We start from the raw sequence: 13,764 nt of genomic DNA, 5'->3' as shown, positions 1-13,764 counted from the left end.
GGGTCTCACTCTGTCGGTTCGAAGGGCACCGCGAACTCGGTCTTTCTCTCGATCCAGGCCGGTACGGGCAACTGCTTGGAGCGCAGGAAGTCCGGATTGAACAGCTTGGACTGGTAGCGGTTGCCGTAGTCGCAAAGCACGGTGACGATGGTATGGCCCGGCCCGAGATCCCGCGCAAGGCGGATGGCGCCCGCGATGTTGATACCGGACGAGCCGCCGAGGCACAGGCCCTCGTGCTCGACCAGGTCGAACACGATGTCGAGCGCTTCGGCGTCCGGGATCTGGTAGGCGTAATCCGGCGCAAAACCTTCGAGATTGGCGGTGATGCGGCCCTGGCCGATGCCTTCGGTGATCGAGGAGCCGGACGACTTCAGCGCGCCGTTCTTATAGTATTCGTAGAGTGCTGCCCCTTCCGGATCGGCAAGGCCGATCTTGACCTCGGGTTTCAGCCGGCGAAGGCCCATGCCGGTGCCGGCCAGCGTGCCGCCGGAACCGACGGCGCAGATGAAGCCGTCGACCTCGCCGCCGGTCTGGTCGAAGATCTCCCGGGCGGTGGTGGCGATATGGGCGTCGCGGTTGACGGTATTGTCGAACTGGTTGGCCCAGATCGCGCCGTTCGGCTCGCTCTTGGCGAGTTCGGCGGCGAGCCGCCCGGAGAGCTTCACGTAGTTGTTCGGGTTCTTGTACGGGACGGCCGGGACCTCGACCAGCTCGGCGCCGAGCAGCTTGAGGGCGTCCTTCTTTTCCTGGCTCTGCGTCTCGGGAATGACGATCACGGTGCGATAGCCGAGCGCCTTGGCGACCAGCGTCAGGCCGATGCCGGTATTGCCCGCGGTTCCCTCGACGATCACGCCGCCGGGCCTGAGCAGGCCGCGCCGCTCGGCATCGCGGATGATGAAGAGTGCCGCGCGATCCTTGACCGACTGGCCGGGATTGAGGAATTCCGCCTTGCCGAGGATGGTGCAGCCGGTCGCCTGGGATGCGGCCTTCAGCCGGATCAGCGGCGTGTTGCCGATCGCCTCGAGAACGGATGGATGGAATGTCATCGGATCTGCCTTCTCTTTGCCAGAAGATTAAGCGGCGACTTTTCCGGGCACAAGCGTTCAATGGCAAGGAAACGGTTTTCAACCTTTCGGTGGCTTGAGGAAAACCATGCCAGACGACAGCAGGTGCTCCTTCGCACCGGGCTCACGACTGCGGACCGGGGCTCTTGTTGCCAGGAGTTATGTGGAGCGGGCGGCGGCGGTTCAGGCGGCGTCGTCCGGCCGCGGGAGCGCCTGGTAGGCTGCCATGGCCCGGTTGCGGGCGGCCTTGTGATCGACGATCGGCAGGGGATAGGTCTCCCCAAGCTTTACGCCGGCGGCGGCAAGAAGCGCGGGCGGCGCCTCGAACGGCCTGTGGATGAAGGCGGCGTCGAGTTTTGCGAGTTCCGGCACGAAGGCGCGGACATAGTCGCCGTTGACGTCGAATTTCTCGCCCTGGCTGATCGGATTGAAGATGCGGAAGAATGGCGCTGCATCGGCGCCGGAACCCGCCACCCACTGCCAGCTGGCCGCATTCGAGGCCGGATCGGCATCGACCAGCGTGTCGCGGAACCAGCGCTCGCCTTCGCGCCAGTCGATCATCAGGTTCTTGATCAGGAATGAAGCGACAATCATCCGCACGCGATTGTGCATGAAGCCCGTCCGCCAAAGCTGGCGCATGCCGGCATCGACGATCGGATAGCCCGTCTGCCCGCGCTGCCAGCGCTCAAGAAGGTCCGGCGCGTCCTGCCAGGGAAAGGCGTCGAACCGCTCGTTCCAGTTCTTCGTGTCGAGTTCAGGGAAGTGATAGAGCAGATGGTAGGAGAAATCGCGCCAGGCGAGTTCCTTGCGGAAATGGATCACGTCTTCGGCGGCCAAGCGCTCCGTCAGGCCGCGTGTCGCGTGCCAAACGGTCGCCGGCGAGATTTCGCCGAGCGCCAGATGCGGCGATAGCATGGAGGTGTGGGGAAGCGCCGGATAGTCGCGCCTGGCCTTGTAGCCTGAAAGACCCGTGTCGATAAAGTCTTCAAGCCTTTGCCGGGCACCCGCCTCGCCTGGTGTCCAGACGGTGGAGAACGCTTCAGCCCAGTCCGGCTTGGTCGGCAGCAGCCTCCACGTCTCCAGCCGCTCCGAGGCGGGCCAGCTGTCCGGCGCGGCAAGACGGGTGGGGGCGGGGATCGGTTCCGCGGGTTCCCCCGAGGCCTCGAGCGCGCGCCAGAATGGCGTATAGACCCGGTAGGGTCCGCCGGCACCGGTTTTCAGCCGGGACGGCTCGTGCAGGAGCTGGCCGGCGAAGCTGCGCACGGTCAGGCCGCTTCGAGTCATTTCTTCCTTGAGTGCCGAATCGACCGCGATCCCGGCCGGGTCATAGCGGCGGTTCCAGAACACCCTGTCGGCCGCGGTCTCGGCGATCAGCGCGCCGAGCACGGCATCGGCCGGTCCGCGTCTGAGGATCAGCCGGCTGCCGGCCTGTTCAAGGGCGCGGTGCAGCGCTTGCAGGGCGTGGTGCAGCCACCAGGCCTGCGCGGCGCCGAGCGGGCCGTTTCCCGCCTCGCGGGGCTCCAGAATGTAGACGGGGATTATCGGGCGCCCGCACTCGGCCGCACAGGCCAGCGCCGCATTGTCTTCGAGCCGCAGGTCCTTGCGGAACCACAGGATGATGGGGGTGCTCTCGGAATTCGTCATCTTATTTCACCATGCTGCATGCGCCTTGAAAGGCCTTACGCTCGAAGGCCTCGTCAGGATCACGTCGCACGCCGACAAAATGCATAGGTCAGTCAGACGATCGGGAGAAGGGCGCCGGCGCTTGGGCCGGCCGGGGCGCCGGTCGCGATCGAAGCGTGGATTGCGAGACGCCTATCGAAATATCGCAATATTTGTTTGTTCTTCACCTCGGGGAAACCTCACATGCGCTAAGGTTGCCAGAATGTGTGCACGGCGCCGGGATGCGCCAGCCGATCGGAATAGCCGGGAGATGAGGATGGTAATCCCCAACATATCCGACGAGTTCATGCGGATGGCGCTGAGGGAGCTCGAGCAGGCCGCCTACCACCATGAGCAATGGGCGGAAAAGCTCCACGGCACTCTGGTCTGCCGGGCCGTGCCGGACGAGATGGACCTTAGGGCCGATGCCCACTGCCAGTGCCGCTTCGGCCAATGGTATTACCAGACCGGATCGATTGCGCTGAAGAACCATCCGGGCTTTCTAGAGATCGGCATCGAGCACGAGCGCATGCACAAATGCGCCGCGCACCTGCTTCGATCCTTGACGGACGGCCGCGTGGTGGCGCGCGCGGATTACGAGCGTTTCGTCGGCGCGCTGAAGCGCATGAACCTCGAAATGTCCAGCGTCCGGGACGAGCTCCAGAGAGCCCTGTTCAATCTCGATCCCCTGACGGGAGCGCCGAGCCGTATCGGCATGCTGAGCGCCCTTCGCGAGCAGCAGGAGTTCGTCCGGCGCAGCCATGTCTGCGTCGTCGCCATGCTGGACCTCGATCACTTCAAGTCGGTCAACGACAATTACGGGCATCTGGTCGGCGACACGGTGCTGGTCGAAGTCGCCCGCTGGATCATGGCCCGCCTGCGACCCTACGACAAGATATACCGCTATGGCGGCGAGGAATTCCTGATCAGCCTGCCGGACACCGACGCCGCCACCGGTGGCGAGATTCTCAACCGGTTCATAGAGGGGATCGCCGCCCTGCCGTTCACGGCCGAAGGCAAGGCCGGGTTTAGCGTCACCGCCTCGGTCGGCCTGGCGGATCTCCATCCGCACCTGCCTGTCGAGCGTTCGATCGAGCGCGCCGACCGGGCGCTGTACCTGGCCAAGGCGCAGGGAAGAAACCGGGTCGTCACCTGGGACGCTGTGATGGACGAGATGCCGGCGGGCCCCGAGAAATCGGCCTAGGCCGGGCCTGATCTCCGGCCCGGCGTCCGGCGCGCGCCGGGCGGCAGGCGCCACGATGTGGTGGCGCCGCCGGACCTGTTACGGGGAACGAATGCGCCCGCGGGTCAATGCCGCTGTCAGGAGGCGGCCGCGATCTTCGACGCCGGCCTGGTCTGGCCCTTGATCATCTGCATGATTTCGACTGCGCTTTCCCGGACGAACAGGCGGTGCAGTTTCTCGGCGACAGGGGCGGTCGTCAGCAGGCAGGTGTATTTTTCCCGTTCGTACCAGCGAAAATCGACGACATTGTCCATGTTCACAAAGAAGGGAAAACCGTCCCCGTCATGAAGCTGGAGCCACATATGAATTTTCTCCTGATAGCGACCATTATGTCGGTGGAGATAGCAGGCAAAAATGAAGACAGGGTTTCCGGGGCCACCGAAGAATCGTTTGGACGCGATAGAAACGAAAAAGGCCTGCGCTGTTTCGGCGCAGGCCTTGAATTCTATGGCTCCCCGGGCCGGATTCGAACCGGCGACCTGTCGATTAACAGTCGAATGCTCTACCGCTGAGCTACCAGGGAACAGCCGCTTGGCGCGGTGTGAGCGGGGTAATACAAACGCCCGTTCGATTTGCCAAGCGATTTTTCAAAAAAAATGTCACGGCCTTGCTTTATTCTGTGGGCATCCCATGTTTTGCCGGACCGGGCAGGCTGTGCTTTCCCAGGTTTTGCAAGGGATTTGAATGGCCAGCCAGAGACGCAGACACTACATAGACGCCGAGCGGGGCCGCATCGTGCTGGGCCGCTATGAGCTGCCGTTTCCGCGAACCAAGCTCGGTCGGGTCGTGGCCGGATCGGCGCTGGTCGGCGGTGGCCTTTTGGGTTTCCTGCCGGTGCTCGGCTTCTGGATGGTGCCGCTCGGCCTGTTCGTGCTGTCCCACGATCTCGCGACGGTGCGCCGGCGCCGGCGTCGGCTGGCGATCTGGTGGCGCAAGCGCTATCCGACGGTCCATCGCGCCGGCAAGCGGTGAACCGATCCTCGCCGCAGGTGTCCTTGGCGGTTTCGCGGTCCATGCTTCGCGAAATATTCGCGGGCGAGGGGTGCTAAGCAAAAATTCGCGAGCGAGAACCGCCAAGCCCCTTGCGCTCCATCACGATCCGTTCTAAACGCCGCCCACCACTCGCTTTTAAGCAAACGGACGGCCTCGTGGCGGAGTGGTTACGCAGAGGACTGCAAATCCTTGCACCCCGGTTCGATTCCGGGCGAGGCCTCCACTTCCTGCTTCCTCCACCTCCACCTTTCAGAAGATCGACATCGTCGCTCCGTGCGGCCAGAATTGGGCTTAATGGCTCTCGCGGCCCGATTGGCGCAGTTTTGGCCGATCCGGCCCGTTGCGCGGGACCACCGCTCGGCTAGATCTGCTTCGGTATCAACCGGGAGCCGACACGATGCGCCAATTTGCTTCTCTTGCCCTGATCGCCGCCGCGATTTTCGCTCCGTCTGCGGCCTATGCGGAAAATCTGGCCTTCAAGCTGGAAAACAACACCTCCCGCATGATCGTCAAGTTCTATGCGACGCCGGTTGGCGGGGATGGCAAGCGCCTCGAACTTTTGAACAAGAAAGGCTTGTGGGCCGGCAAGTCGCGCAGCCTGACGATTGCCGACGGCAGCGATGCCTGCGTCTACACCACCCGGGCGGTGTTCGAGGACGACAGCTTCTATGATGTGACCAACAAGGTCGATTTCTGCGAGTCGGACGTCTACTCGATTGAGGAATGATGGACGATGCAGCGGGGCAGGGCCTCGCCCTGGTCCTTCCCGAGGCGATAATCTGTTCCCATCGCGTCAACCCCGCTTGAAAGCGGTGCTGCCTGCAATTAAGACAGCTGACACAAACCGGCCGCAAGTGGGACGACTGACATGATGGATTTTGCCGCAGCACGCATCAAGATGGTGGACAACCAGATCCGCACGACCGACGTGACGTCCCATTCCGTGCTGAACGCCTTCCTGTCGGTGCCGCGCGAGGCCTTTGTGCCGGACAATCTGCGGCCGCTCGCCTATATCGACGAAGACATGCAGGTCGCACCCGCGGCAAATGGCCAGCCCGCCCGCTATGTCATGGAGCCGTCGCCGCTGGCCAAGCTCCTGCAGCTCGGCGCGATCACCAAGGACGAACTGGTGTTGGTCATAGGCTGCGGCGCAGGCTACGCGGCAGCCCTTCTGTCCGAACTGGCCGGATCCGTGGTCGCCGTCGAAAGCGATGAAGCGCTGGCGGCAAAGGCGACGGCAACGCTTGCGAAGCTCGGTTGCGACAATGTGGCTGTAGTGACCGGAGAGCTGGAGAAGGGCTATCCGGCAGAGGCGCCCTATGACGTGATCTTTGTCGAGGGCGCGATCGAAGAGGTGCCGCAGGCCCTGCTCGACCAACTGCGCGAAGGTGGGCGACTGGTCGCCGTGGTCGGCTACGGCAATGCAGCGCGCGCGCGGCTCTACATCCGCGCCGGCGGCTCCTGGTCCTATTCCGAATATTTCAATGCGGCGATCAAGCCGCTGCCGGGTTTCCGCAGGGCCGCCGAATTCGTATTCTGATCCGCTCAGCCGGGCATTCCCCCCGAACTCATCGGCGTCTGGTGGCGATTTAATCAGTTACGAATGAAGATGTTGCCGAAGCGCAACGGTTCTCCGGTTTTTCCGCCCGGGCCGGGCGCTGCCGTTGCGGCTCGGGCCGCGACGGGTCATCAAGTCCGCATAGTTTGTTTTGATGCGCCGCCGCGCATGAATCCGCGGCCGCGCATCGGGCGAGGCCTCCGGTGGCGCGCCCCCTCATATGTGGAGTGACCTGTGTCGTTCATTCGGAATACCGCTCTCGCTGCCGCAATCCTCCCCGCGCTCGTGCTGCCGTCCGGGCCGGTATCGGCCGAGACGCTGTTCGGCGCCATGGCCAAGGCCTATGAAAACAATCCGGATCTCAATGCGGTGCGTGCAGCCCTTCGCGCCACCGACGAGAACGTCACCATCGCCAAGGCCGGCATGCGGCCGCAGATTGCCGCCACGGCCTCGGCGTCCAGCACCCGCATCACGGATATCACGTCGCCGCCCAGCCCGAGCTTTGGCTACAACACGCAGAGCGTCGGCATTTCCATCACCCAGCAGATTTTTGACGGTTTCCAGACGCTCAACAATGTCCGGGCTGCCGAATCCGGGGTGTTCGCCAGCCGCGAGAGCCTGAGGGCCGAGGAGATCTCGATCCTGCTTGCCGCCGCCCAGGCCTATGCCGATGTCGCCCGCGACCAGCAGATCGTCGTGATCCGCAAGCAGAACCTGGCCTTTCTCCAGGAGCAGCTGAACGCCGCCAGGGCCCGTCTGGAGGTGGGCGAGGGGACCCGCACCGATGTCAGCCAGGCGGAAGCCCAGCTTGCCGGTTCGCAGGCGCTGCTCGCCGCGGCGATCGCCCAGCTGAAGCAGAGCGAAGCTGCCTATGTGCAGGTGGTTGGAGAGGCGCCCAAGGGCGTCAAGCAGCCGGCGCCCGCGACGAAGGCACTGCCGCCGAGTATCGATGCGGCGGTCGCCATCGGCATTCGCGAACACCCTTACGTGCTGGCTGCCCTCCACGCCGTGGATGCCGCCGGCTACCAGGTGAAGTCCGCCGAAGGCACGCTTCTTCCCGGCGTCGTTGTCCAGGGCAATGTCTCGCGCAACTGGACGAACGAGCCGCCTTCATTCTCGAACCCGGATGCAACATCGGCCACCGTCTCGGCACAGCTGAAGATCCCGATCTATCAGGGCGGCGCCGAGTACGGCAATGTCCGCAAGGCGAAGGAAACGCTCGGCGAACAGCGCATCAAGGTGGATTCCGCCCGCGCCAGCGTGCAGCAGCAGGTAACCTCCGCCTATGCCCAGATGGAGGCGGCGACCGCCGCGATTTCCGCCGCCCGCAAGCAGCTGTCCGCCGCCAATCTGGCGCTGCAGGGCGTGATCGAGGAACGCAATGTCGGGCAGAAGACCACCCTCGACGTGCTGAATGCCCAGCAGACCGTGCTCGAGGCCAAGGAAAGTCTGGTCAGCTACCAGCGCAATTCCGTCGTGGCGAGCTATAGTGTGCTGGCGGCATCGGGCCGTCTGACGATCAAGAGCCAGGGGCTGGATGTGGCCGAGTATCGCTCCGAGGAGCACTATGAGGCGGTCAAGGATGCCTGGTTCGGCCTGCGCACGGTGGATGGCCGCTGACCTCGCGGCCCGGTCCAACAAAGCTGTGCATCAGCCCCAATTAGTTGGGTCCGCGTGATTTTTTTCAACGAGCGAGTATCCTAAGGTGATTCGAAGTCGGCCAGGCTGTCTGCCGCGTGCCGATTGTCGGGGACCAACGGGGATGAATATGGCCCAGCCAAGTGTAGCGCGTGAACCGTCCATGGAAGAGATTCTGGCCTCGATCCGCCGGATCATCGAAAGCAATGATCCCGGCGGCAGCCAGTCGGTTTCCTCTTCCCTGCCGCCGGTCTATGGCGACGATGCGGATGAGATCGATAGCGATGTCCGGTTGACGATCGATGACGAGGATGCCTATGCCGCGGCCGAAATGGTGGCGGCGAATGATGCCGGTCCGGTGCCAGGCCCGGCTCCCGTTGCCCCGCAGCCCGCGGTCGAGGGGGATCGGGCGAAGAATATCTCGCTCGCCGATCTTGCCGCGCGGGTTCGCTCCGCTTCCGAAAGGGTCGAGCGTCCTTCTTTCATCGAGACCGCGCTCGCCGAGCCCGCCGTTCAGGCGCCGCGCGCCGAAAATCCGACCATGACCGGCCGCATGGCCGATCTGCGGGCCGCCGCTGATCCGCGCCCGGCAGAGCCGCGCGTGGAAATGACAAGCGTACAGCCCGACGCCGACATCGCCGAGAAATCCGAGTTTGAGGCTGCGGCCATGGCCGATGTCGAACAGGCGGCGCTGGCTGTTGTTCAGCCGGAAGCAGAACCCGTTCGCGCGCCGGTCCCGTCCGAGAACGGGCAGGACCTGAGGATGCTGGTATCCGCAGCGACCGTCGAGCAGGTGTCGCGCTCCTTCGGCGAACTTGCCGCCGTCCTCGACGGACAGCAGCGTCGCTCGCTCGACGAGATGGCCGAGGAAATGCTGCGGCCGATGCTGCAGGAATGGCTGGACGACAATCTGCCGACGCTGGTCGAGCGCCTCGTGCGGGAAGAAATCGAGCGCGTGGCGCGCGGCCCGCGCCGCTGATTTTCCGGCCCGATCCGGCATCAAGCCGCTCCGTCGCCGGGGCGGCTTTTTTATTGACTCACAATCGGCCATCCTATTTACCAAGCTGCAACAAGAACCCCGAAGTGTGGTCCAAAATGCTCGAAAAGACCTACGATTCCGCCGCCGTCGAACCGAAGATCGCCAAGGCCTGGGAAGAGGCGGACGCGTTTCGCGCCGGCGCCAATGCCAAGCCCGGCGAGGACACGTTCACCATCGTCATCCCGCCGCCGAACGTCACCGGTTCGCTGCACATGGGGCATGCGCTCAACAACACGCTGCAGGACATCATGATCCGCTTCGAGCGGATGCGCGGCAAGGACGTGCTGTGGCAGCCGGGCATGGACCATGCCGGCATCGCCACCCAGATGGTGGTCGAGCGCAAACTGATGGAGACCCAGCAGCACCGTCGCGAGATGGGACGCGAGGCCTTCATCGAGAAGGTCTGGGAATGGAAGGACGAGTCGGGCGGCCTGATCTTCAACCAGCTGAAGCGCCTCGGCGCCTCCTGTGACTGGTCGCGCGAGCGCTTCACCATGGACGAGGGCCTGTCCGAAGCCGTTCTCGAAGTCTTCGTCACGCTCTACAAGGAGGGCCTGATCTATAAGGACAAGCGGCTCGTCAACTGGGACCCGAAGCTCTTGACGGCGATCTCGGACCTGGAGGTCGAGCAGGTCGAGGTCAACGGCAATCTCTGGCATCTGCGGTATCCGCTGGAAGAGGGGGTCACCTACCAGCATCCGGTCGCCTTTGACGAAGAGGGCAAGCCGACCGAGTACGAGACCCGCGACTATCTGGTCGTTGCCACGACGCGTCCCGAAACCATGCTCGGCGACACCGGCATTGCCGTTCATCCCGACGACGAGCGCTACAGGGCGATCGTCGGCAAGCACGTCATCCTGCCGATCGTCGGCCGCAAGATCCCGATCGTCGCCGACGAATATCCCGATCCGACCGCCGGCACCGGCGCCGTCAAGATGACGCCCGCCCATGACTTCAACGATTTCGAGGTCGGCAAGCGTGCCGGCCTGCGGGCCATCAACGTGCTGACCGTCGAGGGCAATATCGCCATCGTCGGCGACGAGGACTTTCTTGAGGGGCTTACGCCGAACCGCGAGCAGGAAATGGTCTGGGGCGAGCTCGAAGGCATGGACCGCTTCGCCGCCCGCAAGAAGATCGTTGAGATCCTCGAGGCCGAGGGCCTCGTCGACAAGATCGAGCCGCACAAGCACATGGTCCCGCATGGCGACCGCGGCGGCGTGCCGATCGAGCCGCGGCTGACCGAACAGTGGTATGTCGACGCCAAGACGCTGGCAAAGCCCGCGATCGAGAGCGTTCGCGCGGGCCGCACCAAGTTCGTGCCGAAGAACTGGGAAAAGACCTATTTCGAATGGATGGAAAACATCCAGCCGTGGTGCGTCTCGCGCCAGCTTTGGTGGGGGCACCAGATCCCGGCCTGGTATGGTCCCGACGGTCAGGTTTTCGTCGAGAAGACCGAGGAAGAGGCGCTCGACGCCGCCGTCCAGCATTATCTGGCCCATGAAGGCCCGTGGAAGGCCTGGGTCCAGGAAAAGCTCGAGAACTTTGCCCCCGGCGAGATCCTCACCCGCGACGAGGACGTGCTCGATACCTGGTTCTCATCGGCGCTCTGGCCCTTCTCGACTCTCGGCTGGCCGGGCGACACGCCGGAACTGGCGAAATACTACCCGACCGACGTGCTGGTCACCGGCTTCGACATCATCTTCTTCTGGGTTGCCCGGATGATGATGATGGGCCTGCACTTCATGAAGGACGACGCCGGCAATCCGGTCGAGCCCTTCCATACCGTCTACGTGCATGCACTGGTTCGCGACAAGAACGGCCAGAAGATGTCGAAGTCGAAGGGCAACGTCATCGATCCGCTCGAACTGATCGACGAATATGGTGCCGACGCGCTGCGCTTCACGCTGGCCATCATGGCGGCGCAGGGCCGCGACGTGAAGCTCGATCCGGCCCGCATCGCCGGCTATCGCAATTTCGGCACCAAGCTGTGGAACGCCACGCGCTTTGCCGAGATGAACGGGGCAAAGAGCGACCCGCACTTCCTTCCGGAAACCACGACGCTTGCCATCAACCGCTGGATCCTGACCGAGCTGGCGCGCACCGAACGCGATGTAACGGAAGCGATCGCCAGCTTCCGCTTCAACGAGGCAGCGGGCAGCCTCTATCGCTTCGTCTGGAACAGCTTCTGCGACTGGTATCTCGAACTCCTGAAGCCGGTCTTCTCCGGCGAGGACGAGAAGGCCAAGGCGGAAGCGCAGGCTTGCGCGGCCTATGTGCTCGAGGAAACCTATAAGCTGCTGCATCCGTTCATGCCGTTCATGACGGAAGAGCTCTGGGCCCATACGGCGGGCGAGGGCAGGGCACGCGATTCCCTGCTGTGCCACGCGGCCTGGCCGGCACCGGATTTTGCCGACGACCTGGCCGCCGCCGACATCAACTGGCTGGTCGACCTGGTTTCGGGCATCCGCTCCGTGCGGGCCGAGATGAACGTGCCGCCGGGTGCCGTGGCGCCGCTGGTTGTCGTCGGGGCAAACAGTGTGACGCGTGACCGCCTTGTTCGCCACGAGGCGTCGATCAAGCGCCTCGCCCGTGTCGAGGCGATCACGCTTGCCGACGAGGCGCCCAAGGGAGCCGCTCAGATCGTTGTCGGTGAGGCAACCGCCTGCTTGCCGCTCGGCACGTTGATCGATCTTTCGGCGGAAAGGGCGCGGCTCGAAAAGGCGATTGCCAAGGTCGAGCAGGAGATGGGTCGCATTGCCGGAAAACTCGCCAACGAGAAGTTCGTCGCCAATGCCAATCCGGACGTTGTCGCCGCCGAGCGCGAGCGTTATCAAGAGCTGGAACAGCAAAAGGCAAGCCTCGACACGGCACTCAAGAGAGTCGTCGAAGCCGGTTGACCGATCTAGGGGGCGGCCTGCGGCCGCCCTTTCTTTTTTCTAGAGCGATCGCAGGCTGATTCTCAGATAAAAGCGCACCTGCCTCCTATCTTGGGTTGCAAATCGCCGCGGCACGCAGACATTTCAAGGCGTTGCGATCGCGGCGATGGCATGAAGCGCGCTTCCAGACAAGATTGTGACCGTGCGCACACAAATTGGGTTTTGTGGCATATCGGCAACGCAACCAGCGGAAAATGGAATGAAATTCTCCCGTGCCGCCTGAATGTCGCTCAAGATGGAATAATAGTCCAAGACTGCATCCATCTTACGTGCGCGGAAGAGTCTTTACGTAAAAATTGAGGCAAGGCACCCCTGTTCGGGGGAGAGGTTGCAAGATTGTCATCCGCGTCGGCGCGGCTACACTGCAAATCAGTTTTTGCCAGTAAGTGGGGAGAGAGACGGCAATGTATCTCAAGAAGACGACTATTTTGTGTTTGCTCGGCGTCAGCGCGCTGGCCACGTCGGCGCATGCGGGCGGCTGGAACCGCGGCGAGGCGGACACTGATATCCTGTTTGAACAAGGTGATTATATTGCCCGCAGTGGCGTCACGTTCGTCTCGCCGCGTCGCGACTATGACAAGATCCGCATCGGCGGCGTGATGGTCGACGGCACGGACGAGGATTTTTCGCAGAACTACTGGATCCCGAGCCTGGCCGCCAAGATCAAGCTGACCGATAATGTCGCTTGCGCACTGACCTACACCCAGCCCTTCGGTGCCGATGCGGACTACGGCCCGCAGGCGCAGATGGCGAGCCTGATGGCTGGTGGCACCGGCGCGAGCCACAAGGACTTCGTCACCAACGAATACGGCGCCACCTGCGACGTCAACATGGAGGCCGGCAAGGGCCGTGTCCACGTGCTCGGCGGCGTGTTCATGCAGGATTTCGAGTATACGGCAAACAGCTATGCTGGTGACTTGCATCTGGAAGACAACGCGGCGTTCGGCTATCGCCTCGGGGTCGCCTATGACATTCCGGAATACGCATTGCGCGCCCAGCTGATGTACCGTTCGAAGGTCGAGCATGATGCCAGCGACAATGGCAGCTTCGATTGGGGCGCCGGCGCGGTCAATCCGCTCTGGGGTGTCCAGGACGCGTTTGGCAGCGGTACGCTGCCGCAGTCGATCAAGCTGTCGCTCCAGTCGGGCGTGGCGCCCGGCTGGCTGGTCTACGGCTCGGTCAAGTGGACCGACTGGAGTGTCATGCAGTCGCTCGATTATAGCCTCGGCACGCCGGCTCCGGGCGTCTATGTCCCGCGCGAGGACGTCTACAACTGGCAGGACGGCTGGACCATTCAGGCCGGCGTCGGTCATGCCTTCAACGAGAAGATCTCCGGCACGGTCAACGTGACCTGGGACAAGGGTGTTGATACGGGCGCCGACATCTACACCGACACCTGGACCATCGGCACTGGCGTCTCGGTCAAGGCTGGTCCCGGCGAGCTTCGCTTCGGCGGTGCAGTCAGCTACCTGACCGAAGGCAGCCAGTCGGTTGCGGACGATGCGACCTATGACGCGACGGCTGACGCCGACTGGGCCTATGCCGTCTCGGCCAACTACAAGATCGTCTTCTAAGCGCGACGATCCGACAACGAAACAAGGAGAGCCCGGCATGCCGGGCTCTCTGCGTTT

The 13,764-nt window shown here is 63.4% G+C and carries 12 protein-coding genes and 2 tRNA genes; 9 read left to right on the top strand and 5 right to left on the bottom strand.

The window, feature by feature from the left end; translation table 11 throughout:
* Nucleotides 1-5: 5 nt before the first annotated feature.
* Both RHIZ70P_RS10215 and RHIZ70P_RS10210 read right to left on the bottom strand, forming a co-directional pair.
* Complete coding sequence (locus RHIZ70P_RS10215; protein ID WP_115670199.1) at nt 6-1,046, bottom strand: cysteine synthase A; 1,041 nt, start codon at nt 1,044-1,046, stop codon at nt 6-8.
* Nucleotides 1,047-1,247: 201 nt separating this feature from the next.
* Nucleotides 1,248-2,708, bottom strand: coding sequence for a cryptochrome/photolyase family protein (locus RHIZ70P_RS10210; protein ID WP_115670198.1), 1,461 nt, complete (start codon nt 2,706-2,708; stop codon nt 1,248-1,250).
* 295 nt (nt 2,709-3,003) lie between these two features.
* Here RHIZ70P_RS10210 and RHIZ70P_RS10205 point away from each other — a divergent pair, with 295 nt between their 5' ends.
* Complete coding sequence (locus RHIZ70P_RS10205; RefSeq protein WP_181903993.1) at nt 3,004-3,930, top strand: diguanylate cyclase; 927 nt, start codon at nt 3,004-3,006, stop codon at nt 3,928-3,930.
* A gap of 116 nt (nt 3,931-4,046) precedes the next feature.
* Here the strand turns inward: RHIZ70P_RS10205 and RHIZ70P_RS10200 are convergent, their stop codons facing one another.
* The gene (locus RHIZ70P_RS10200) at nt 4,047-4,271 is read right to left on the bottom strand and encodes a hypothetical protein (protein ID WP_115670196.1); all 225 of its coding nucleotides are present in this window, start codon (nt 4,269-4,271) and stop codon (nt 4,047-4,049) included.
* Nucleotides 4,272-4,417: 146 nt separating this feature from the next.
* Nucleotides 4,418-4,492 (bottom strand) — tRNA-Asn (locus tag RHIZ70P_RS10195).
* A 161-nt stretch (nt 4,493-4,653) separates the two neighbouring features.
* Here RHIZ70P_RS10195 and RHIZ70P_RS10190 point away from each other — a divergent pair.
* The 7 genes from RHIZ70P_RS10190 (at nt 4,654) to RHIZ70P_RS10160 (ending at nt 12,094) form a co-directional block, all read left to right on the top strand.
* Entirely contained in the window at nt 4,654-4,941 is a 288-nt protein-coding gene (locus RHIZ70P_RS10190; protein WP_115670195.1) for a hypothetical protein, read from the top strand.
* A 170-nt stretch (nt 4,942-5,111) separates the two neighbouring features.
* Nucleotides 5,112-5,185: transfer RNA gene (locus RHIZ70P_RS10185), tRNA-Cys, on the top strand.
* Nucleotides 5,186-5,359: 174 nt separating this feature from the next.
* Nucleotides 5,360-5,689 carry a hypothetical protein gene (locus tag RHIZ70P_RS10180; protein ID WP_115670194.1) on the top strand — a complete coding sequence of 110 codons (330 nt, stop codon included), beginning with the start codon at nt 5,360-5,362 and terminating at the stop codon, nt 5,687-5,689.
* Nucleotides 5,690-5,830: 141 nt separating this feature from the next.
* Nucleotides 5,831-6,502: a protein-L-isoaspartate O-methyltransferase family protein gene (locus tag RHIZ70P_RS10175; protein WP_181903992.1), complete on the top strand. Its 672-nt coding sequence runs from the start codon at nt 5,831-5,833 to the stop codon at nt 6,500-6,502.
* Between the two features lie 252 nt (nt 6,503-6,754).
* Entirely contained in the window at nt 6,755-8,140 is a 1,386-nt protein-coding gene (locus RHIZ70P_RS10170) for a TolC family outer membrane protein (protein ID WP_115670192.1), read from the top strand.
* A 148-nt stretch (nt 8,141-8,288) separates the two neighbouring features.
* Nucleotides 8,289-9,137, top strand: a complete 849-nt coding sequence (locus tag RHIZ70P_RS10165; RefSeq protein ID WP_115670191.1) for a PopZ family protein — start codon at nt 8,289-8,291, stop codon at nt 9,135-9,137.
* A 116-nt stretch (nt 9,138-9,253) separates the two neighbouring features.
* Complete coding sequence (locus tag RHIZ70P_RS10160; protein WP_115670190.1) at nt 9,254-12,094, top strand: valine--tRNA ligase; 2,841 nt, start codon at nt 9,254-9,256, stop codon at nt 12,092-12,094.
* A gap of 123 nt (nt 12,095-12,217) precedes the next feature.
* Here the strand turns inward: RHIZ70P_RS10160 and RHIZ70P_RS22990 are convergent, their stop codons facing one another.
* A complete protein-coding gene (locus tag RHIZ70P_RS22990; RefSeq protein ID WP_181903991.1) occupies nt 12,218-12,385 on the bottom strand; it encodes a hypothetical protein in 168 nt (55 codons plus the stop codon).
* A gap of 152 nt (nt 12,386-12,537) precedes the next feature.
* Between RHIZ70P_RS22990 and RHIZ70P_RS10155 the strand changes: the two genes are divergently transcribed.
* Nucleotides 12,538-13,707, top strand: coding sequence for an OmpP1/FadL family transporter (locus RHIZ70P_RS10155; protein WP_115670189.1), 1,170 nt, complete (start codon nt 12,538-12,540; stop codon nt 13,705-13,707).
* Nucleotides 13,708-13,764 lie beyond the last annotated feature (57 nt).

The sequence above is a fragment of the Paenirhizobium selenitireducens ATCC BAA-1503 genome (assembly GCF_900492185.1).
Classification (GTDB): domain Bacteria; phylum Pseudomonadota; class Alphaproteobacteria; order Rhizobiales; family Rhizobiaceae; genus Allorhizobium; species Allorhizobium selenitireducens_A.
The sequence above is the reverse complement of the archived record's forward strand: the minus strand, read 5'-3'. Positions and strand labels throughout refer to the sequence as shown.